The 20,780-nt window shown below is 59.8% G+C and carries 18 protein-coding genes; 10 read left to right on the top strand and 8 right to left on the bottom strand.

Annotation, left to right across the window (positions count from 1 at the left end):
• Positions 1 to 238 precede the first annotated feature (238 nt).
• From J0X15_RS19805 to J0X15_RS19795, 3 genes are all read right to left on the bottom strand, one after another.
• The gene (locus J0X15_RS19805; RefSeq protein WP_206944670.1) at positions 239 to 1,765 is read right to left on the bottom strand and encodes a tripartite tricarboxylate transporter permease; all 1,527 of its coding nucleotides are present in this window, start codon (positions 1,763 to 1,765) and stop codon (positions 239 to 241) included.
• Positions 1,765 to 2,238 carry a tripartite tricarboxylate transporter TctB family protein gene (locus J0X15_RS19800; RefSeq protein ID WP_206944668.1) on the bottom strand — a complete coding sequence of 158 codons (474 nt, stop codon included), beginning with the start codon at positions 2,236 to 2,238 and terminating at the stop codon, positions 1,765 to 1,767. The genes J0X15_RS19805 and J0X15_RS19800 overlap by 1 nt, the downstream gene beginning before the upstream one ends.
• 69 nt (positions 2,239 to 2,307) lie before the next feature.
• Positions 2,308 to 3,279 (bottom strand): Bug family tripartite tricarboxylate transporter substrate binding protein, encoded by a 972-nt coding sequence (locus J0X15_RS19795; protein WP_206944666.1) that lies wholly within the window; start codon positions 3,277 to 3,279, stop codon positions 2,308 to 2,310.
• A 235-nt stretch (positions 3,280 to 3,514) separates the two neighbouring features.
• Between J0X15_RS19795 and J0X15_RS19790 the strand changes: the two genes are divergently transcribed.
• Positions 3,515 to 3,841 carry an NIPSNAP family protein gene (locus J0X15_RS19790; protein WP_206944664.1) on the top strand — a complete coding sequence of 109 codons (327 nt, stop codon included), beginning with the start codon at positions 3,515 to 3,517 and terminating at the stop codon, positions 3,839 to 3,841.
• On the opposite strand, the gene J0X15_RS19785 is transcribed toward J0X15_RS19790, so the two are convergent.
• Both J0X15_RS19785 and J0X15_RS19780 read right to left on the bottom strand, forming a co-directional pair.
• Entirely contained in the window at positions 3,838 to 4,734 is an 897-nt protein-coding gene (locus tag J0X15_RS19785; RefSeq protein ID WP_206944662.1) for a dihydrodipicolinate synthase family protein, read from the bottom strand. The genes J0X15_RS19790 and J0X15_RS19785 overlap by 4 nt on opposite strands.
• A 78-nt stretch (positions 4,735 to 4,812) precedes the next feature.
• Positions 4,813 to 5,526 (bottom strand): GntR family transcriptional regulator, encoded by a 714-nt coding sequence (locus tag J0X15_RS19780; protein ID WP_206944660.1) that lies wholly within the window; start codon positions 5,524 to 5,526, stop codon positions 4,813 to 4,815.
• A 269-nt stretch (positions 5,527 to 5,795) separates the two neighbouring features.
• Here J0X15_RS19780 and J0X15_RS19775 point away from each other — a divergent pair, with 269 nt between their 5' ends.
• From J0X15_RS19775 to araD, 5 genes are read left to right on the top strand one after another with little or no spacing between them, the layout of a single operon-like run.
• Positions 5,796 to 7,322, top strand: a complete 1,527-nt coding sequence (locus tag J0X15_RS19775; RefSeq protein WP_206944658.1) for an aldehyde dehydrogenase (NADP(+)) — start codon at positions 5,796 to 5,798, stop codon at positions 7,320 to 7,322.
• Positions 7,323 to 7,366: 44 nt separating this feature from the next.
• Entirely contained in the window at positions 7,367 to 8,272 is a 906-nt protein-coding gene (locus J0X15_RS19770) for a 5-dehydro-4-deoxyglucarate dehydratase (RefSeq protein WP_209015487.1), read from the top strand.
• On the top strand, positions 8,272 to 9,228 hold the full coding sequence (locus tag J0X15_RS19765) for a 2-hydroxyacid dehydrogenase (RefSeq protein ID WP_206944656.1): 957 nt from the start codon (positions 8,272 to 8,274) through the stop codon (positions 9,226 to 9,228). Before J0X15_RS19770 ends, J0X15_RS19765 begins: the two co-directional genes overlap by 1 nt.
• A 40-nt stretch (positions 9,229 to 9,268) precedes the next feature.
• Positions 9,269 to 10,927, top strand: coding sequence for a thiamine pyrophosphate-dependent enzyme (locus J0X15_RS19760; protein WP_206944654.1), 1,659 nt, complete (start codon positions 9,269 to 9,271; stop codon positions 10,925 to 10,927).
• A 10-nt stretch (positions 10,928 to 10,937) separates the two neighbouring features.
• Positions 10,938 to 12,677, top strand: coding sequence for an L-arabinonate dehydratase (gene araD / locus J0X15_RS19755; protein ID WP_206944652.1), 1,740 nt, complete (start codon positions 10,938 to 10,940; stop codon positions 12,675 to 12,677).
• 118 nt (positions 12,678 to 12,795) lie between these two features.
• On the opposite strand, the gene J0X15_RS19750 is transcribed toward araD, so the two are convergent.
• From J0X15_RS19750 to J0X15_RS19740, 3 genes are read right to left on the bottom strand one after another with little or no spacing between them, the layout of a single operon-like run.
• A complete protein-coding gene (locus J0X15_RS19750) occupies positions 12,796 to 13,839 on the bottom strand; it encodes a substrate-binding domain-containing protein (RefSeq protein ID WP_206944650.1) in 1,044 nt (347 codons plus the stop codon).
• Between the two features lie 39 nt (positions 13,840 to 13,878).
• Positions 13,879 to 14,907 carry an ABC transporter permease gene (locus J0X15_RS19745; RefSeq protein WP_231710515.1) on the bottom strand — a complete coding sequence of 343 codons (1,029 nt, stop codon included), beginning with the start codon at positions 14,905 to 14,907 and terminating at the stop codon, positions 13,879 to 13,881.
• A complete protein-coding gene (locus J0X15_RS19740) occupies positions 14,904 to 16,502 on the bottom strand; it encodes a sugar ABC transporter ATP-binding protein (protein WP_331461959.1) in 1,599 nt (532 codons plus the stop codon). The genes J0X15_RS19745 and J0X15_RS19740 overlap by 4 nt, the downstream gene beginning before the upstream one ends.
• Positions 16,503 to 16,638: 136 nt before the next feature.
• Between J0X15_RS19740 and mtnK the strand changes: the two genes are divergently transcribed.
• From mtnK to J0X15_RS19720, 4 genes are read left to right on the top strand one after another with little or no spacing between them, the layout of a single operon-like run.
• Positions 16,639 to 17,913, top strand: coding sequence for an S-methyl-5-thioribose kinase (gene mtnK, locus J0X15_RS19735; RefSeq protein ID WP_206944648.1), 1,275 nt, complete (start codon positions 16,639 to 16,641; stop codon positions 17,911 to 17,913).
• The gene (gene mtnA / locus J0X15_RS19730; protein ID WP_206944646.1) at positions 17,910 to 19,019 is read left to right on the top strand and encodes an S-methyl-5-thioribose-1-phosphate isomerase; all 1,110 of its coding nucleotides are present in this window, start codon (positions 17,910 to 17,912) and stop codon (positions 19,017 to 19,019) included. The genes mtnK and mtnA overlap by 4 nt, the downstream gene beginning before the upstream one ends.
• A complete protein-coding gene (locus J0X15_RS19725) occupies positions 19,016 to 20,023 on the top strand; it encodes a sugar-binding transcriptional regulator (RefSeq protein ID WP_206944644.1) in 1,008 nt (335 codons plus the stop codon). Before mtnA ends, J0X15_RS19725 begins: the two co-directional genes overlap by 4 nt.
• Positions 20,016 to 20,681 carry a class II aldolase/adducin family protein gene (locus tag J0X15_RS19720; protein WP_206944643.1) on the top strand — a complete coding sequence of 222 codons (666 nt, stop codon included), beginning with the start codon at positions 20,016 to 20,018 and terminating at the stop codon, positions 20,679 to 20,681. The genes J0X15_RS19725 and J0X15_RS19720 overlap by 8 nt, the downstream gene beginning before the upstream one ends.
• The last annotated feature ends 99 nt before the right edge of the window (positions 20,682 to 20,780 follow it).

The following is a 20,780-nucleotide window of genomic DNA, read 5'->3' as shown; positions in this document are numbered from 1 at the left end:
AAATGCGCTTGATCTGTCGTCAGGGCGACAGGCAGCTCCTGCAGGTACCGAAAATGGGACTTCGGTATGGCTTCGCCTAAAAGCGACCGGAAGCCTTCCTCGCCTGAGCAACGGGAAAGAAGCCAGGATGCGGATGATCTGCGCATCCGTGAATCGCGTGCCCTTGACGGTCCGTCCTCAAGTTGGGGGAGACTAACCTCCCGACGAGGCAAACCCCTGGCAGGTCTAATGCCAATCATCAGCGAGGCGGCGTGGCGGTTTTTCGTTTGGGTTTGCGGATCAGGATTGCCCAGACAAAGATTGCAGTGAGAACCAGGAAGAAGAGACTGTCCAGGTTGGTCAGGAACACCACCGGGTTGCCGTCACTCAAGGAGAGCGACCGTCGGAGATACTGTTCCAGATCCGGCCCAAGGATGAAGCCAAGCAGCATCGAGACCGTCGAGTAGTTCTGCTTGCGCATGAAGTAGGCAAGAACGCCGAACAGGACGGCCAGCGACATCTGGAAGATCGAATAGGTTGCCACATAGCTTCCCACCAGCGCGACCACGGCGATGCCGCTGTAAAGCAGGCCCTTGGGGATCGAGACGATCTTCACAAAATACGGCCCGAACAGCCATAGGGTCAGCGGGATCAGCACCAGGGCCGAGAAGAACAGCGAGCCCAGCATGGGGCCGAGCAATTCGGCCTGATTTTCGAGCATGCGCGGACCCGGCTGCAGCCCGTTGATGACCAGAACTCCCAGGACAATTGCCGTGGTCGGGTCGCCCGGAATGCCGAACATCAGCATGGGCACGAATGCGCCGCCACACATGGCGTTGTTGGCAGCTTCGGCGGCGGCGATGCCTTCGCGGCTGCCTTCGCCGTATTCCTCGGGCTTTTTCGAGGAGGAACGGGCCATGGCGTAGGAGACGAATGCGGCCATGGAGCCGCCGGCACCCGGCAGAATGCCGATGCCGTAGCCGATGAAGGCCGAGCGAAGATAGGCAAACAGGCCGATCTCGCGGACTTCCGACATGGGGGGGAGAAAATCACGGCGCCGAATGACGATATTCTTGGCCCTCTCAAGGGTAGAGCCGAGCGTGTCCTTCCAGCTTTCGGATTGCATCAATACTTCCGAAATGGCAAAGGCGCCAATGACCAGCGGCATGATGTCGATGCCCTCGACCAATGTCTCCGTGCCAAAGTTGAAGCGTGGAATTGGCTGAAGAACATCAATGCCGACCGTTGCGATCATCACGCCCAGAAGCGTGGCGACAAAGCCCTTGGCGATGTTGCCCTTGTCGACGATCACAATGACCACAAGAGCAAACAGCACCAGAGAAAATTTTCCAGGAGTACGGATCAGCAGGGAAATTTCGGCTGCGACAGGCATGAAGGCCATCAGCAGCACGGCACCAATGGCCCCGCCGATCATGGAACCGAGCGCGGCATGTCCCAGCGCATTGGCTCCGAAGCCCTTGTTCATGAGCTTGTTGCCCTCGATCGCGGTCATCATCGAGGAGGGAGCGCCGGGGATATTGATCGTGGTTGCGGTAATCGAGCCGGAATACATGCCCGCCATGAAGATCGATGCGCACATGACCAGAGCGGGGACCACATCGATCGTGTAGGTGATCGGCAGCAGCAGGGCGATGGCAAGCACCGATGTCAGGCCCGGCATGGCGCCAAAGAACGTGCCAATCAGGAAGCCGGCGACCATGAAGCCCAGCACCGTGGGATCTAACAGCGCGGACATGCCGCCAATGACGTCGAGAAAGATATCCATCAGAAGAAGCCTTGGGTCAGGGTGGGCAGACGCACCCCGAAGATGCCCGCAAACAGCCCGTAGAACACCGCTGTCACGCCGAGAGCATAGAGCGCGAAGAGATGAGGCTTGCTTGTCTGGAACCGGAAGATGAGAAACAGCGCCGAAGTAAAGGCCAGCGTGGCGAGCGAATAACCAATCGGGCGAAACAGGAAGATGTATCCGCCGGTTGCCACGATAACGAGAAGCGGCCGAAGCAAATTGCGCAGCGGGCCATCAGGTGTCGGCTTGCGGAACTCGCCGACAAACACGATGGCAAGCGCCACATACATCAGCATCGCGATCAGGATCGGCATGGAGCGCGGGCTCATCTCGCCGTCGCCGGAAAACTGCGTGCGGATATCAAAAGCCGCAGCGAGGTATACAGTTGTTACAATCAGCAGGAAAAGCGGCAGCAGGACACCGGTCCTGACAAGCGGCGCACGGTCGGCCATTTTAGGTCTCCTTGTACGGACGGCACCGAGGACTGTCCCCGGTGCCGCCTGTCTCTATAAGAGATGAGATTACTTGTTCAGGACACCAGCTTCTACGAGTGCGTCCATTTCCTTGAAGAGGCCCTGTGCAGAATCGTTGGCCCAGGTGTCCAGCTCTTCACCGGCAAGCCAGTTGGGTGTCACGCCGATGGTGGCGAGCCAGCCCTGGAACTCGTCGGAATCATAAGCTGCCTGATAGGCGGCTTCGATCTTGGCAACTTCGTCCTCAGGAGTTCCCGCTGGTGCGGCAATGACGATGAAGGAGCCGTTGAGCAGATCGATGCCGGCCTCCTGTGCTGTGGGCACATCGTAAGTCGGGTTCTTGGCGTCGGAGAATTCGACCAGGCCGCGGGCCGTGCCATCTTCAAGCAGGTTGGCGAAATCGCCGAGCGATGTCAGAACCACATCGACTTCATTGGACAGAATGGCTTCTTTCTGAGGAGCCGCACCGCCCGGATAAGAGACGATCTTGAATTTGGCGCCGGTGAGGTTCTGCAGCTGAAGCAGCGTCAGATGCACACGGCCGCCGAGGTTCTGCACGCCAATGCGGACCTTGCCCGGATCCGCCTTTGCGGCTTCCACCAGATCGTTTAGCGACTGATAGTCGGAGTTGGCGTCGACAATGATGGCGTCGGCTTCACTGGTGATGCGGGCGATCAGGTCGAGTTTTTCCATCTTGTAGCTGGGCAGCATTCCCTGCCACGGCACGGTGACCACGCTGTCGTAGGTCAGTGCGCCGAGTGTGTAGCCATCCGGCTTGGCACTCATCACCTGGCCGACACCGGTGGCGGAAACGCCACCTTCGATGTTTTCGACGTAGATGGTGCCGCCGAGTTCTTTTTCGGCGAGGGACGTCACTTTGCGCACAATACCGTCGGTGCCACCACCGGCCCCCCACGGCACGACCATGCGGACGTCGCGTTCAGGATATTCGGCCATTGCAGTAAGTGGCACGAGTGCTGTGGCGATCAAGGCAGCAGCGCCGATAAGAGTGCGTTTCATGATGTGTCTCCTCCAAGACTAATGGCGGACAAGAGCCGCCTCAGACTGTTGTATTTGAACTGAACGGTCCGCGTCACAGCATGTGGTGCGAAGATCGTTTCCCCCTGAAAGTCGGTAACGGTTGCGCCGCAACCAACTGATACATTACTATATGACTTAGGCGAAAGCTGGCAAGCCTCTTTCCGACGATGCCGATTAAATCGTCATAAATGACTGAAAATAAGGAATAAACACGATGCTCTATGATCACCGGACCTACACCTGCCGACCAGGAACTATCAAAAAGCACCTCAAATTGTATGGCGAGCACGGCTACGACGTTCAGCGCAAACACCTTGGTCAGCCCGTCGTCTACGGCGCGGTCGAGAGCGGCAACGTGAACTCCTATGTGCATATTTGGGTCTACAAGGATGCAGCCGATCGGGCCCAACGCCGTGCGGCGCTGGGAGCCGACCCCGCGTGGCAGGCTTATCTGACCAAAAGCGCTGACGCTGCTTTTCTGGTGAGCCAGGTCAATCAGCTGATGCTGCCTACGGCCTTTTTTGACCCGAGCGAAACCTAGTCTCGAGGCAGGTCCATGCGACTGACGAGATAATCGAGTTCGGCAAGATCGGTTTCCGTCAGTCGCGGACCGGGGCCGCGCAGGGCGTTTGATTGTAGCGCCCCGCGCCGCCTCATCATCTCCTTGCGAATTGCAATGCCCCATTGTCCTTGGGCTTCGTGCTTCAAAAGCGGCAGGTAGCGGTTGAAAAGATCATGCGCCTCGGCCCGTCGACCCTCGTTCATCAGATCGTAAACGCCAGACAGCATTTCAGGATACGAGAAGCCTGCCATGGGCCCGTCGGCTCCGCGCTCCATTTCCTGCACTAGAAACTGTCCGTTGTTGCCCGTCAGGATTTTCACCGGCCGCGACAGTTCTGCGCGCAGTCGGGTGATCTTGGTCGGCGAGGGCGTGTCTTCCTCCTTGATCACGGCGATTTGCGGAAAGGCCACGAGCAAACGGTCAATTGCGGGCACGGACATGACCACGCCCGAGGAGGCGGGGAAATCCTGCAGCACTGTCGGAACATCACCGATGCGCTCATAAACCGCCTCGAAGTAGCGGATCAGATCTTCATCCGTGCAAATGCCTCTGGGCGGGCAGATCATCACCGCATCGGCACCCTCAGCCATCACCTGCGCTGTGACTTCGACCAGGGTGGCGAGATTGGGGTGCGAGACGCCCGCGATGATTCGATGGCCATTTGCGGCTGCGACATAGCGTGCGGCAACCGCAATCGTCTCATCGACGGTCAGCTTTTGCGCCTCACCAGACACGCCCAACACTGTCAGACCCTGAGCGCCGTGACCATAGTAGAAGGCCGAGAGCGTATCTATGCTGCCGAAATCCACGGCGCCATCCTCAAGAAACGGCGTTTGGGCAACAACGTGTAATCCCTGGGTCTGTTCAAGCATAATCTCTCCCTTCACGGCGCCTGGGCGGTGCCATGTTCTGTGTTTCTCAACGGTGGTGTTTGAGGCGAATGGGCCTCGTTAGACGAAGTAGTCTTCGTATTTGGCGCGATACTCGTCGACCCAGTCGGATGGCTTGTGCGTGTGCAACCGGATTTCCTCGATGGCGCGGCCCACATTGCCAGCTTCCAGGGTGGCTACGATGCGGTCATGACCGTCAACGATGGTAGCCAGGCGCTCGTCGGAGTGGGTCTGAAGCCTGCGCACCCGGTCCATGTCGCCAGTTTGAGCCCTAAGCAGGGCATGCAGGTTGGGGTGGCCGATACCCTCGAACATGATGAAGTGAAAATATTCATCGAGTTCCTGAAACCGGCGGAGCTGGGCCGTGTCGGGGGCGACCTCGCGCTGCATGGCGATAATCTCTTTCAGCCGGGCGACCGCACTTGCCGATGGGGCCTCGGCGAATTTAATCGCCACTTCGGTTTCGAGCGCCTGGCGTAGCACCAGCGCCTCGCGAATCTTGCTGGGGTCGATGCGCGTCACGAGCGTCTTGGACTGCGGGTAGATGCGAATGAGGCCATCCTGATCGAGTCGCTGCATCGCATCGCGAAGTGGCGTCTGGCTTACGTCGTACTCCCGGGCGAGATCTGCGCGTGTCAGCGGTGTCCCCGGAGGAAGTTCCAGCGACAGGATGCGCTGACGTAAGTCGTCGTAGATCCGCGACGAGGCCATCGGGCGCCCCATCGGATTTTCATACCGCATCATATCAAAGGCAACGTTCATCGTGCTGAGCATTCCGGCGTCCTGACGTGTCTCTCGCAAGTGCTTTTCTCATAACTGCACTTCTAGCCCGGTTGACCACGCTGATAAACTAAAATATTAGTGCATTACAAACTTCGTCAATAGGCGGGACACGGAATGTTGTCGAGTTCTGTCCGCATCTGCGCGCTGTCCCACATTGCTTATCAGGAGCGCGACCGGATGCAATCTGACGAAGGATAACGGGAAAAAGGACGCGCCAACAGGGTTTTGCCCGGGTGGTGCATTAGGAGGAGGCCAGGGTTATGAACGTCACGACCAGAGATTTTAAGCCACATGGAAAACACCTGATTGCAGGCGAGTGGGTGTCCGGCACCGCGACATTTCGCTCCGAACCCGCTCATGGCGACGCGCATGACTTCTCCGTGGGTACGCCCGCACTGGTCAATGCCGCTGTCGAAGCCGCAGAAGAGGCGTTCTGGACTTTTGGCTACACGGATGCTGAGACCCGCGCCAAGTTCCTTGAAACCATTGCGGATGAAATCGACGCACGAGGCGACGCGATTACCGCAATCGGAACCCAGGAAACCGGTCTGCCTGCCGGTCGGCTTCAGGGGGAGCGTGGTCGTACCGTTGGTCAGCTGCGCTTGTTCGCCAGTCACATTCGCGCCGGCAAATATCTCGACCAGCGTCATGATGATGCTCTGCCTGATCGCCAGCCAGCACCGCGCCCGGATATCAAGCTGATGCAGCGCCCGATTGGTCCCGTTGCGGTCTTCGGCGCTTCGAATTTCCCGTTGGCGTTTTCGACGGCCGGGGGCGACACGGCCTCGGCTCTCGCCGCGGGTTGTCCCGTGGTGGTCAAGGGCCATTCCGCCCATCCCGGCACCGGCGAAATCGTTGCTGAGGCAATCAAGGCCGCTGTCGAGACGTGCAATCTGCCGAAGGGCGTGTTCTCGCTCGTTCAGGGCGGCAAGCGCGATGTTGGGACAGCCCTGGTGCAGCATCCGCTGATCAAGGCTGTGGGTTTCACCGGCTCGCTGGGGGGCGGTCGCGCGCTCTATGACCTTTGTGCGCAGCGGCCGGAACCGATCCCGTTCTTTGGTGAGCTCGGCAGCGTCAATCCGATGTTCCTTCTGCCGGAAGCCATGAACGCGCGCGGCGCAGACATCGCTGCTGGCTGGGCGGGATCACTGACAATGGGCGCAGGCCAGTTCTGCACCAATCCTGGCATTGCAATTGTGCTTGAGCACCAGGCGGAAGGCTTTGCTCAGGCCACCAAGGACGGCCTCGCCAAGGTTGACTCGCAAGTCATGTTGACCGACGGCATTGCCTCGGCCTACCGCGACGGTGTCGCTCGCATCGGCAAGGGCTCCGGCGTGCGTGAGGTATTGACCTCCATAAGCGATCAGCGGACGGCCACGCCTCAGCTGTTCATCGTGAAAGGCGCTGACTGGATCGGCAATCACGCTCTTACCGAGGAAGTCTTCGGGCCGCTGGGCCTGATTGTGACGGTCGCCGACGAGGCTGAAATGATCGCAGTCGCCAAAAGCTTCGAGGGGCAGCTGACCGCGACGCTGCATCTTGAAGATGGCGATACGGAGCTGGCGCGGTGCTTGATGCCGGTGCTGGAGCGCAAGGCGGGGCGTATGCTTGCCAACGGATTCCCCACCGGTGTGGAAGTTTGCGACGCGATGGTGCATGGCGGGCCTTATCCTGCCAGCACGAATTTCGGAGCCACCAGCGTCGGGACCATGGCGATCCGCCGCTTCCTGCGTCCCGTCAGCTACCAGAACATGCCGGATGGACTTCTGCCCGCCGATTGGCGCTAAGCCCCCAAAACAACAGCAGATACAAGAATTAAGGAGATACTCAGATGATCGCACCGGCCGAGCTGCGCGAGATTGTTCGCCATGGACTTTTGTCCTTCCCAGTCACCCCTTTCGATGCCGAGGACCGCTTCGCGCCCAAGCCGTTTCAGGCACATCTGGAGTGGCTGAAGCCGCATAAGGTTGCGGGACTGATCGTGGCCGGTGGGACTGGCGAGATGTTCTCGCTGACACCGGAAGAGATCGTCAAAGTCGTTAAGGCCACACGTGAAGTGGCTGGCGATGCACCGGTGATTGCCGGATGTGGCTATGGCGTGCGCATGGCGTGTGATCTTGCTCATGAGATCGAAGCGGCAGGTGGCGACGGTATTCTGCTGCTTCCGCATTATCTGACCGAAGGCCCGCAGGAAGGCGTTGCGAATCGTATCCGCGCCGTCTGCAAGGCGACCAATATGGCGGTTATTGTTTATAACCGCGGTCAGGCACAGGTTTCTGCCGAGACGCTGGAACAACTCGCCGACGAATGCCCGAACCTGATCGGTTTCAAGGATGGCACGGGCGACATCGACAACGTACGCCGTGTCACCGTGAAGCTGGGAGACCGCCTGTCCTATATCGGCGGAATGCCGACGCATGAGCTGTTCGCCCAGGCCTATCGCGGTGCTGGAATGCTGACCTACTCCTCGGCGGTGTTCAATTTTGTTCCCGAGACAGCTCTCGAATTTCATGGCGCATTTCTGGCCGGTGACGATGCCAAGTGCGAGCAGATGCTCAAGGATTTCTATTATCCTTTTGCAAAAATCCGCGACCGCCAGACGGGCTATGCTGTCTCGGCGATCAAGGCTGGCGTTGCACTGCGCGGGTTTGAGACCGGACCGGTGCGCGCACCGCTGACTGACCTGAGCGAAGAAGAACGTGAAATGATGCGTGACCTGATTTCGGGTCGCAGCTGATGGCAATCGGTCCGGTTGCCATTCTGGAGCCCGCGAGTGCCGAAATGCGGGCTCGGATCGCATATCTTTGCGATGGTTTCGATCTGCGCTTTGTGGCAAGCGACACCGATGCCGATATGCATGATGCCCTGAAGGGGGCGACTTATGCGGTGACGCGGGGACTTCGGTTCCCTGCGTCGGTGCTTGAACAGGCGGATCATCTGAGGCTCGTGCATCAATGGGGCACCGGCGTCGATGGTATTCCCCTGGAGGCCGCGAAAGCGCGCGGGATCATGGTGGCGCGGTCGCCGGGCATGAATGCCCCGACCGTCGCCGAGTCCACCCTGGCATTGATGCTGGCTACATTGCGCCGATTGCCCCAGGTTCATGCGGCCTTTCGGGCAGGGTCCTGGAATCAGCCTGATCTGTGGCGTGAAGCGCGGGATCTGGGAGCCTGTCGTGTCGGTCTGGTCGGAATGGGAGCGATCGGGCGCGAAGTTTTTGCGCGCCTGAAGGGCTTTGGCTGTGACATCGCCTACACCAAACCCTCCGGGCCGGACACATCGGTCCCTGCACCCTGGATGCCGTTTGATGAGCTGATCGGCTGGGCCGATGTCATCTCGCTGCATCTGCCGCTGACCGCCACGTCAAGGAAGGTCATTGACGGCAACGTGCTTGCGGCCATGAAACCCGGCTCGGTGGTGATCAACACATCACGCGGCGGGCTCATCGATGAGACTGCGTTGATTGCGGCACTCAGGTCTGGACAGCTCAGCGCGGCCGGGCTCGACGTGTTCGAGAGTGAGCCGGTGACAGGACCCAACGCACTGCTTGATCTGCCCAATACGGTCACCCTGCCGCATGTGGCGGGACGCACACTCGATAATTTCGATCGGATGGTGCGGCATTGGTCCGGCAACATCCGCGTCCACGCGGAAGGCCGGGAGATTGATCCTGACTGCATCGTGGTGGGCTGACCACAGAACAGCCAAATAAAAAATGAGGAGGAGGGGGAGGATGACCGAGACCACACAACGCACCGGCGGAAAGATCCTGGTGGATCAGCTGTTGGTTCATGGGGCGGACTGCGCCTATTGCGTTCCGGGCGAAAGCTACCTTGAAGTGCTCGACGCGCTTTATGATGTACGCGACCGCTTTTCGCTCTTCAATGCACGGCATGAAGCGGGCGCCGCCAACATGGCAGAAGCCTACGGCAAGCTGACCGGGCGACCCGGCATCTGCATGGTGACGCGCGGGCCCGGGGCCTGTCAGGCGGCTGTCGGCGTGCATATCGCCTATCAGGATTCCACACCGATGATCCTGCTTGTCGGGCAGGTGGGTCGTGACACCATGGACCGCGAGAGCTTTCAGGAAATCGACTATCGCCAGATGTTCGGTCCCGTTGCCAAATGGGCGGCGCAGATCGACAGTGCGGACCGCATCCCCGAGTATATGGCGAGAGCTTTCCGCGTTGCGACATCAGGTCGGCCCGGGCCGGTGGTTCTGGCGTTGCCTGAGGACATGCTGACGGATGTGGTGTGTGTTGCCGATGCGCAGCCCTACGCAGCCAGCCTTCCGTCGCTGACCGCCAGTGACGCACAGGACATCATGGCAGAGCTTGCCCGCGCCGAGCGCCCGCTGGTGATCGCCGGTGGTCCGGGGTGGAGTGATGCGGGGTCGCAAGCTCTGCAAGCCTTTGCTGAAGCGAATGCACTGCCGGTGGCGACGAGTTTTCGGCGACAGGACGCGATCGACAACCGTTCGGAGCATTACGTTGGCGATTTTGGCACAGGCGTCGCGCCCAGCCTGGTCAAGCGGGTGGCAGAAGCCGATCTGCTTCTGGTGATTGGCGCCCGCTTGGGTGAAATCACCACGAAGACCTACGCAACGCTTTCCGTGCCGACGCCCGCTCAGAAGCTGATCCACATTCATGCCGATGCGAATGAAATCGGCCGGGTCTATTCCCCGTTTCTGTCAGCGGTCTCGGAGCCGAATTCAGCACTTGCCGCGCTGAACCTCTGTGCCCCGGTGGCACGTGAGGCTGTCTGGAAACAGTCGCTGCGCGATGAGTATCTCGCCGACAGCGAACCGCCAACCCACGACTATCCGCTCGACATGGGGCAGGCGATGGCCGATGTGCGCGACCTTCTGCCCGCAGGCACGGTTGTGACGCTTGACGCGGGGAATCACACCGGCTGGCCGCAACGCTTTCTGCGCTATGCCCGTCCCGGACGCCAGATCGGCTCGACCTGCGGTTCCATGGGGTATGCGGTGCCTGCGGCGGTTGCAGCCTCTCTCGCCGATCCGACCCGGCAGGTTCTGGCCTTTGTCGGTGACGGCGGTTTCATGATGACCGGAATGGAGATTGCAACAGCCGTTCAGCATGGTGGACGCCCCATCATTCTGGTCTTCAACAACGGCACATACGGCACCATCCGCATGCATCAGGAGCGTGAGCATCCAGCCCGCGTCTCCGGCACGGATATTCTGGCCAGCGATATCGGGCAGATCTCCCGTGGTCTGGGCGCTGCCCATAGCCGCGTCACCGAAACCGGCCAGTTCAAGCCAGCTCTTCTTGCCGCTTTCGAGCATGACGGGCCGACAGTGATCGAGCTGATGACCGATCCTGAGCAGATTTCAACACGCACCACGGTTTCGCGGTTGCGCGGCGTGTAAGGACAAAACCATGACTGATCACGTCAAGACACCAGACACCTTGCGCTCTTCCCGCTGGTTCGCGCCGGACGATCTGCGCAGCTTTGGCCATCGCAGCCGGATGATGCAGCTCGGCTATGCCGAAGAAGAGTTCAGGGGCAAGCCGATCATCGGCGTGTTAAACACATGGTCCGAGCTCAACACCTGTCACGGTCACTTCCCGGAACGCGTGAAGGACGTCAAGCGCGGCGTGCTGGCGGCAGGCGGCTTGCCGGTCGAAATGCCGTCACTATCGGTTGATGAAAGCTTCACCAAGCCGACGTCGATGCTTTATCGCAACATGCTGGCGATGGAGACGGAGGAAATGATCCGTTCTCACCCGCTCGACGGTGTTGTGCTGATGGGCGGCTGTGACAAGACCACGCCAGGTCTTGTCATGGGAGCGATCACCGCTGGCGTGCCAATGATCTATCTTCCTGCAGGTCCCATGCTGCGCGGTCACTACAAGGGCCGCATTCTTGGATCGGGCTCGGATGGCTGGAAATATTGGGATGAGCGCCGCGCCGGCAATGTCACCGACGAAGACTGGATCGGTATTCAGGGCGGCATCGCGCGTTCCGTTGGCACCTGCATGACCATGGGTACCGCCTCAACCATGACCGCAATCACCGATGCCCTGGGCCTCACGCTGCCGGGAGCTTCGTCCATTCCTGCCGCCGATAGCGAACATCAGCGGATGGGGTCGGGATGTGGGCGGCGGATCGTCGACATGGTTTGGGAGGATCTGACGCCGGATCGGATCATCACCGATGCCTCCATCCGCAACGCAGCGATCGTTGCCATGGCCACGGGCTGTTCCACCAATGCGGTGGTTCATCTGATCGCCATGGCCCGCCGTGCGGGTGTCGCCTTGACGCTGGATGATCTGGACGCGCTGGGCCGTGTCACGCCGCTGATTGCCAATGTCCGACCTTCCGGCAAGGACTACCTGATGGAGGATTTCTTCTACGCAGGTGGCTTGCGCGCCTTGATGAAGCAGTTGGAAGATCGCCTCGACACCAGTGCGATCACGGTCACGGGGAAGACTGTCGCGGAGAATCTCAAGGGCGCGGAAGTCTATAATGACGACGTGATCCGCCCGCTGACCAACCCGGTCTATCACGAAGGATCACTGGCCCTGCTGCGCGGCAACCTCTGTCCGGACGGGGCCGTCATCAAGCCGGCTGCCTGTGATCCCAAATTCCACGTCCACGAAGGGCCGGCGCTGGTTTTCGACAGCTATCCCGAAATGAAAGCGGCGGTCGACGACGAGAACCTCGAGGTAACGCCCGACACGGTGATGGTCTTGCGCAATGCAGGTCCTCAAGGCGGGCCGGGTATGCCGGAATGGGGAATGTTGCCGATCCCCAAGGCGCTGATCAAACAGGGCCACCGGGACATGCTGCGGATATCCGATGCGCGCATGTCCGGAACATCCTATGGCGCCTGTGTGCTGCACGTGGCTCCCGAAAGCTTCACCGGCGGGCCGTTGGCCTTGCTCAAGACCGGCGATCGGGTGCGGATGGACCTGCCCAACAGACGTCTCGACATGTTGGTCGGTGAAGATGAGATCGCGCGTCGAAAGGCGGCGTGGGTTGCGCCTCCCCCCCGGTTTGAACGCGGCTGGGGTTACATGTTCTCCCGCCATGTGACGCAAGCCGACAAGGGGTGCGATTTCGACTACCTCGAACGCGGCTTCGGCGCGGTCGCTGGCGAGCCAGATATCTTCTGAAAACGAAGTCTGACTGACGCCTGCCGTTTGCAAGAGAATAGGAGCAAAAAATAAAGCCCGGCGATATGGCCGGGCTTTATCGTTGTTGCATGGCTAAAGAGCAGGAAAGTCGGGCGCCTCAGCGCTGCGGCAGTGGGATCCACTCCGCCACGGAAACGTCAGCATGCTGGAACTGGGGCATTTTAACCCCGAGGTCCGCCATGTTCTTCACGTCATTCTCGTTCAGGAAGTCCTGCGTAATCAGTGTCGGCGGAACGACGACCTGAGGTTCGGTCTTTTCGCCCGCCAGCATCAACGCAAGGGTGCGAACACTGACCTCACCGACGACGGCCGGGTTGGTTGCTACCGTTGCGACCCAGGCCGAATCCGGTTCGCGCATTGCCGAGATGTCAGCAGTGGAGACGTCGGCGGAATAGATGTCGATGTCCTGGTTCAGGCCGGACTCGTCCACGGCAATCTTCACGCCCTTGGCAAATTCATCGAACGGCGCGAACACCACGGTGATGGTCGGGTTGGCCTGCAGCACGGAGCGTGCCTGATTGGCAACCGAGTTGGCAATCGGATTGTCGAGGGTGCCGAACATGGCGGCTTCCGTGATGCCCGGATTGGCGTCCTTGACTTCCTTCCACGCAACATCGCGACGGTCGAGCGGTGCAATGCCTGGAACGTAGACATAGCCGGCGGTAAAGCTGTCGCCGTTGTCCTTGATGGCCTGCTCGAGAGCCAGTTTGCCAAGCAGGTAATCCGACTGCTCGACCTGAGGCACGGAGTCGTTTTCGACATCAACGTCGAAGGCGACAACCTTGATACCGGCATCGACAGCCCGCTGGGCCGCTGCCTTCATGGATTCCGTCAGGCCGTGCTGGATGATGATGCCGTCAACGCCCAGAGCGATGGCCTGGTCGACCATATCCGCCTGAAGCGCTGCATCTTGACGGCTGTCCAGCACACGCAGGTCGACGCCCAGGGCCTCTGCCTGCTTTTCCACTCCGGAGAGATAGGACTGAAAGAAGTCACCGGTCGACAGATAACGGACCAAAGCGATTTTCACATCGCCAGCCTTGTCGAAAGGTGCCGGCATATCGGCGGCAAGAGCTTGGCCGCCACCGGCGAGGCCCATTCCGGCGACGACCGCCAGCTTCATGAATTGACGTCTCAACATGATGTTTCCTCCCAAATAAACACGGCGCTTTTTTAAGCGTCACGCGGTTCTTCTGCCGCCGCGGCGCGATGACAGATAGAATGTGAAGACAAGGGCGGCGACGAGAACGATCCCCTTGACGAAATCCTGCATGTAGTAAGGTGCGTTCATCATCGTCAGACCCTGCAGAAGAATGCCGACGAAGAGGGCGCCAGACGCGGTGCCGAACGCATTGGGCCGGGCTGCACCGAGAACGGCAAAGCCGATCAGTGCGGCTGCCACGCTGTCGAGCAACAGGTTGTTGCCCGAAGCAATGTCGCCGCGTCCCAGACGGGCGGCCAGCAGGATGCCGCCGATGGAGGCGAGCACTCCCGAGATCATGTAGGCGACAATCTTATAGCGCTGAACATTGGTGCCAACGAGGCCGGCAGCCCGCTCGTTCGAGCCGATGGCATACATCAGTCGGCCGTGTCGGGTGAAGCCGAGGAACAGCCAGATGAGCAGGGCGATCAACAGGAAAACCACAACGGGGACGGGCAGCAGACGGTCGAGGAAAAGATCGAACCGGTGACGGCCGAGCCAGAGGAAAGCGGCTGAAAAAGTGCCCACCGCAACAGAACCATCCGTCAGGCTCATGCCCGTCGCGATGGAGTTGCCCTGGGTTGGAATACGCTGAAGCCCGATGAGCAGGAACATCATGCCCAGGGTTGCGAGAAGATCAGGCACGCGCATCTTGACGATAAGCAGCCCGTTGATCAGCCCGACGACGGCGCCCATGACAAGGCACAGAACAACTGCCACGAAGGCCGATTGTTCAAGCACCACCATGGCGTAGGCCGACAGCATGAGCGAAGAGGTGGCGACCGATCCGATGGACAGGTCAAAGCCGCCCACAACCAGCGTACAGGTCACGCCAAGCGCCAGAATTCCGGTGATTGCGACGGACTGGAATATGAAGACAGCCGACCGTGGGCTGGCGAAGCCACTGGCGTAAAAGCTGAAGAAGAGGGCCAGTCCGCACAGGAGCACGATGAAGCCATAGCGGATGGCAAGGTCGAGAGCGTTCTTGTTCATTGTCTTGGTTTTCATCCTGCCGCTATCTGATTTGAAGCCTGGGTTCTGGCTGAGGTCCCTGCCTGCCCTGCGGGAGGCTGCGCCGGCGAAAGCTGGTCGTCATCAGATGTCCACTTGCGGCCCGGCCCCGAGACGTCGGCGACCAGACTGTTCAGGTCGATATTCTTGTTGATGTATTCGCCTGCAATCGCGGCTTCGTTGAGAACGATGATGCGGTCTGCAATCTCCAGCGCTTCATCAATTTCCGCGACAAAGACCAAAGTGGTGCGGCCGGCTGATGTCTGCCGAATGTATTGGCCGATGTCGCGCCGGGCACCGATATCGACGCCCTGAAATGGCTCATCGAGCAACAGAACCCGAGAGGCTTGGAGGAGCCATCGGCCAATCATGACCTTCTGCTGATTGCCGCCCGACAACGTGCCGATGCCGTCGTCATCGCCTTCGCATTTGACGCCGATCTTGCCGATCATCTCTCGTGCGGCGCTGCGTTGCGCGCCTTCTCTGAGAAACGAGAAACGGCTGAAGGCCTTGAGGAACGGCAGTGTCATGTTGTTGGCAATGTCGAAATCGCCGATAACGGCGTTCTCGCTGCGATCCTTGGGCGACATGAAAACGCCCTTGGCGACAGACTCGCCAGCGCTCAGCGCCTGGTAGGGTTTGCCATCCAGCGTCAGAGAGCCGCCAGCCTGTTTTGCCAAACCGAAAACGATCTCTGCGAGGTCGGTGGTGCCGCTGCCCAACAGCCCGGTAAAGGCGATGACCTCGCCCTCGCGTGCGGTGAAGCTGATTGGCGGACTGCCTTCAAACAGCTGCAGGTCCCTGGCCTCCAGAACGGGCACGCCTCCGGATACCGGAGTGATGTCGACTTCGGTCATTTGATGACCGAGCATGGCGTTCACGGCACCGGTGTAATCGAGGGTGTCGCCTTCGAAGATCCCGGAGATCGCTCCATCACGCATGGACACGATCCGGTCGGCGACCCGGCGAATATCTGACATGCGGTGGGAGATGTAGAGGATCGCCACGCCGTCGGCCCTGAGCCGGTCAATCAGCACAAACAGTCGCTCGGCTTCTGAAGCGGAGAGGGACGAGGTCGGTTCATCCAGAATGAGCAGTTTCGGGGATCGGGCCATGGCGCGGGCAATGGCAATCATCTGGCGATCGGCCACGTCGAGGTCGGCGACACGGGTGCGCACGTCCATGGTGAGACCCATTCCGTCGGCGACGTCCTGTGCTTGCCGGCGCAACTTGCGATCATTGACGAACAGACCGACGCCCGGTTCCGTCAGCCGGTCGAGCGTCAGGTTTGTCGCGACATCGAGGTCCGGAATGACGCCGTCGTCGATGGACTGATGAACCGTCACGACGCCTTTGGAGATGGCATCTGCAGCGTCCGTCGGGGCGAAGGGCTCACCACCCAGTTCGATCCTGCCTGCATCGGCAAAGTGATAACCGCACAACACTTTGACCAGCGTCGACTTGCCGGCGCCGTTGGCTCCCATGAGGGCCGTCACTTCTCCGGCCCGCAACTCCAGGTCAATCCCGCGCAAGACGTGATTACGACCGAAGGATTTTTCCAGGCCACTTAATTTACAGGTGATTTTGGCCACCTTTCCTCCCAATTTCTAGCGAGCTCCTCTCTCACTGCTATCGTTACAGCACGTCGAATAGTCATTTGTCAATGCAGTTGACTTTTGAATAAGTCTGTCTTTTATTCAGGACAAATCGGGAGGAAAGATAATCAACATGGCCAAGCCAGACCCGCAAAATTCACAATATGAGCCGCTGTCTCCTGAGACGCTCGCTCAACGGCTCTCCGCCGTTCCCGCAATCGCCGAACGGGTCGGATCCGATCCGGCCGAATGGACGGTGCGCGAGGTCGGGGACGGGAACCTCAATCTCGTCTTCATCGTCGAGGGCAGCCGCGGCACCGTCATTGTCAAGCAGGCGTTGCCGTATGTCCGGCTGGTCGGCGACAGCTGGCCGCTGCCGCTCTACCGCGCGTTCTTCGAAAACCATGCCCTCGTTCGGCAGGCGCAGCGCGATCCCGGTTCGGTGCCCGAAGTCTATTATTTTGACAACGATCAGGCGCTCATCGTGATGGAGTTTCTGGCGCCCCACAAGATCCTGCGGCGGAAGTTGATTGACGGTGAGAAGGTCGAAGGACTGGGCGACTTTCTCGGAAAATTCTGCGCCCGCACCGCCTTCCGCGGTTCCGAGTTGTCGATGAAGAGTGCCGACAAGAAGAAGGATGTCGGTACCTTTGCAGGCAATGTTGCGATTCCGGCAATTACCGAAGCGCTGGTGTTCACGGATCCCTACTTCGACGCCGAGATGAATCACCACACCGCAGCGCTTGATCCGGTGGTTGCGGATCTGCGCGCAGATACCCGTCTGAAAGCCCGCGTGCAGCGGATGCTGATGAAGTTCGCCTCAAACACTGAGACGATGGTGCACGGAGATCTTCACAGCGGATCGATCATGTCAACGCAAACAGAAAGCCGGGTCATCGATCCGGAGTTCGCGCAGTACGGGCCTCTGGGGTTCGACATTGGCATGCTGGTTGCCAACTTCCTGATGGCGTATCTGAGCCAGCCGGCGCACCGCACGGTGGAGCGGCTCGGTGACTATCAGGAGTGGATCCTGACGGTGATCGACGAAACCCTTGCGAGTTTCGAGGCCGAATTCCAGATGCTCTGGAAAATCGAGCGCACCGGTATGCTGTATCCCGCTGCCCTGTTCGAGGACCAGGGCCAATCATCTGAAGGCATCTGCCTTGAGCTTCTGGCGGAGGTCAGACGCGATGCAATTGTTTTCTGCGGTATCGAGATGCATCGACGCACCCTGTCTCTCGCTCACAATGCGGATTTCGAGGAGATCGAGGACGAGGCTCAAAAGGCTCGCCTTGAAGCTCGCAATCTGGCCATGGGCGCCAAACTGATACTCGAAGCAGATACCTTCGGCTCAACCGCGACGCTTCTTGGCATCGCACGCGAATTCAATGCAAAGGACATCCTATGAAGGTCAACGGCACACATTACCGCTCCCTTTGGTGGGATGATGACAAGAAGGCTTTGCAGATCATCGATCAGCGCTGGCTTCCCCATGAGTTCCGCATTCAGCAGGTCGATACCTTGCAGGACTTTGCCGATGCAATCGTCGAGATGCGCGTGCGCGGGGCGCCACTGATTGGCGCGACCGCCGCTTACGGCATGGCGCTCGCTGCAAAGATTGATCCGTCCGATCAGCATCTTGATGAAACGTGGGAGTTTCTCGACAAGACCCGCCCGACTGCCATCAACCTGCGCTGGGCCTTGACACGCTGCCGGACGCGGCTGAAATCCCTGCCCGAGGCGGAACGTGCCAAGGCAGCGCTCAAGCTTGCCCACGAAATGTCTGATGAAGATGTCGAAATCTGTCGCAACATCGGGCTCAATGGTCTGGAGATCATCCGCAAGATCGCTGCCACCAAGAAGCCCGGCGAGCCGGTGCGGATTCTGACCCATTGCAATGCCGGCTGGATCGCGACCGTCGACTGGGGCACAGCAACCAGTCCGATGTATCATGCCCATGATGCAGGTATCCCGATCCATGTCTGGGTGGATGAAACCCGGCCCCGCAACCAGGGTGCACTGACGTCCTGGGAGCTCGGCAGCCACGGAATTCCGCACACTTATATTACCGACAATGCCGGTGGGCATCTGATGCAGCACGGCCAGGTTGATCTGGTCATCGTCGGTACCGACCGTACCACTCGGCGCGGCGATGTCTGCAACAAGATCGGTACCTATCTGAAAGCTTTGGCCGCACAGGCGAACAATGTTCCCTTTTATGTGGCGCTGCCCTCTCCGACAATCGACTGGGCCGTCGATGATGGCGTGGCGGAAATTCCGATCGAAGAGCGTGATGGCCGCGAAGTGACCCACATTCAGGGTCGCAACGAAGATGGAAAAATCGTCCAGGTTCAGGTCACCCCGGATGGAACACCCGGCGGCAACATGGCCTTCGATGTAACGCCCAACCATCTGGTGACCGGACTTATCACCGAACGCGGTGTCTGCGAGGCAAGCCGAGAAGGTCTTGCTGGCCTTTTCCCGGACCTCGCTGAGGTGGCCAAGAGCGCATGACACCAGGTCCGAGCAAGTCCCGAGCGGCAGAGGGGCGGGCGGTTGTCCGCGCCCGCTCCCAGGACGAAGCGATCATTGAGGTCACCTGGTGTTACTATCAGGAAGGCATGAACCAGAACGAGATCGCCGAGCGGCTCGGGATCTCGCGCGCAACGGTGGTCAACTATCTGTCTGAGGCCCGCAAGCGGGACTATGTCCGGATCACGCTCGACAGCAATATCTTCCGTGATCAGGATCTGGCGCGGAGGCTTGTCGACACCTTCGGTCTAAAGGACGCGGTGGTCGTTCCGTCCTCCCCGGACGGGCCGGAGCAGTCGCTTGACCGGGTCACCCGTGTCGTTGCCGACTGGCTGCCGAGCTTGCTGGAGCCGGGCGACCGTCTTGGCGTTGCCTGGGGCGAGACGGTTTACCGGGTTGCGGAGGCAGCGCCGCGTCTCTCATTGGATGAGTTGACTGTGGTTCAGCTCGTCGGCTCGCGCCCGGCAGCTCTGGGCTTTGCGGCAGAAACCTGTTCCGCCACCCTTGCGCGCCGCTATGGCGCGCATTGCGTCAACCTTCACGTGCCGTTGCTGCTCTCCGACAAGAGCCTGGTGGATCGGCTGAAACAGGAGCCTGTTATCCGGATGCAGCTCGAGGCGGTTGCCTCCTGCAACAAGACCATTTTTGCCTGCGGCACCTGCAAGGAAGAAAGCCATGTGGTCCACACCGGCTTGCTGGATCGTTCCGAAGTTGGCCCCTGCGCCGAGCGCGGCGCCATCGGCGTGATTTGCGGCCGCCTCATTGACCGCGATGGCCAGGGTCTCAATCTCGACATCGAGGACCGCATGATCTCCGTCACGCTCGACCAGATGCGGCACAAGGACATGGGGCTGCTTGTCGGGTCCGGTCCGGACCGGGCGGCATCGATGCTGGCCGCAATCCGTGGCGGTTTCACCACTCACCTTGCCACCTGTTCCCAGACAGCGACCGAAATGCTCAACCTTGCGTGTGAAAACGATGCTTAAAACCCCTTACTCCGATACCCTTGAACTGCGTCAATCCATTATTGACACCTGCATCGAGATGAACCGGCGCGGCATCAATCAGGGGACCTCCGGCAATATTTCCGCCAGAGCCGGCGACCGGATGCTCATCACGCCGTCAGGTGTTCCTTATGATCGCATGACACCGGAGATGCTGGTTTCCATGCCCATCGACGGGAAGGGGGATCCGGAGGGCGACTTCCCGCCGTCGACGGAATGGCAGTTTCATCTGGCGTTGCTGCGGGCCAAGCCCGAGATGCATGCCGTGGTTCATGCCCATCCGGTTCATTGCACCGCGTTGGCGATCAACCGTGAGGAAATCCCGGCCTGTCACTATATGATCGCGATTTTCGGCGGTAACTCCGTGCCTCTTGCCGGCTATTCCCTGTTTGGCAGCGAAGATCTGGCCGATGACGTCACCAACACGATGCGGGAGCGCAGCGGTTGTCTGATGGCCAACCACGGTGCAGTCGTTGTGGGTGAAACGCTGGAGAAGGGCCTTTGGCGCCTGGAGGAACTGGAAGTCCTCGCCAAAGCCTATATCCTCAGCAGAACCATAGGCACGCCCCATATCCTCGGCGACGACGAGATCGGCGCAGTGCTTGGCGCGGTGAAGAACTACGGGTTGAAAACAACCTGATTTTAGTGCCGCATTTATACGGCTTAAGGCTCAGGTCCAGGCAACATGCCAGCTTGAGACGTCTATATGCGCTTGAATAAGCGGTTTTAAAAGGCCAGC

Source organism: Roseibium limicola (assembly GCF_017313085.1).
GTDB lineage: Bacteria > Pseudomonadota > Alphaproteobacteria > Rhizobiales > Stappiaceae > Roseibium > Roseibium limicola.
This window is presented reverse-complemented; position numbering and strand designations above follow the sequence as displayed.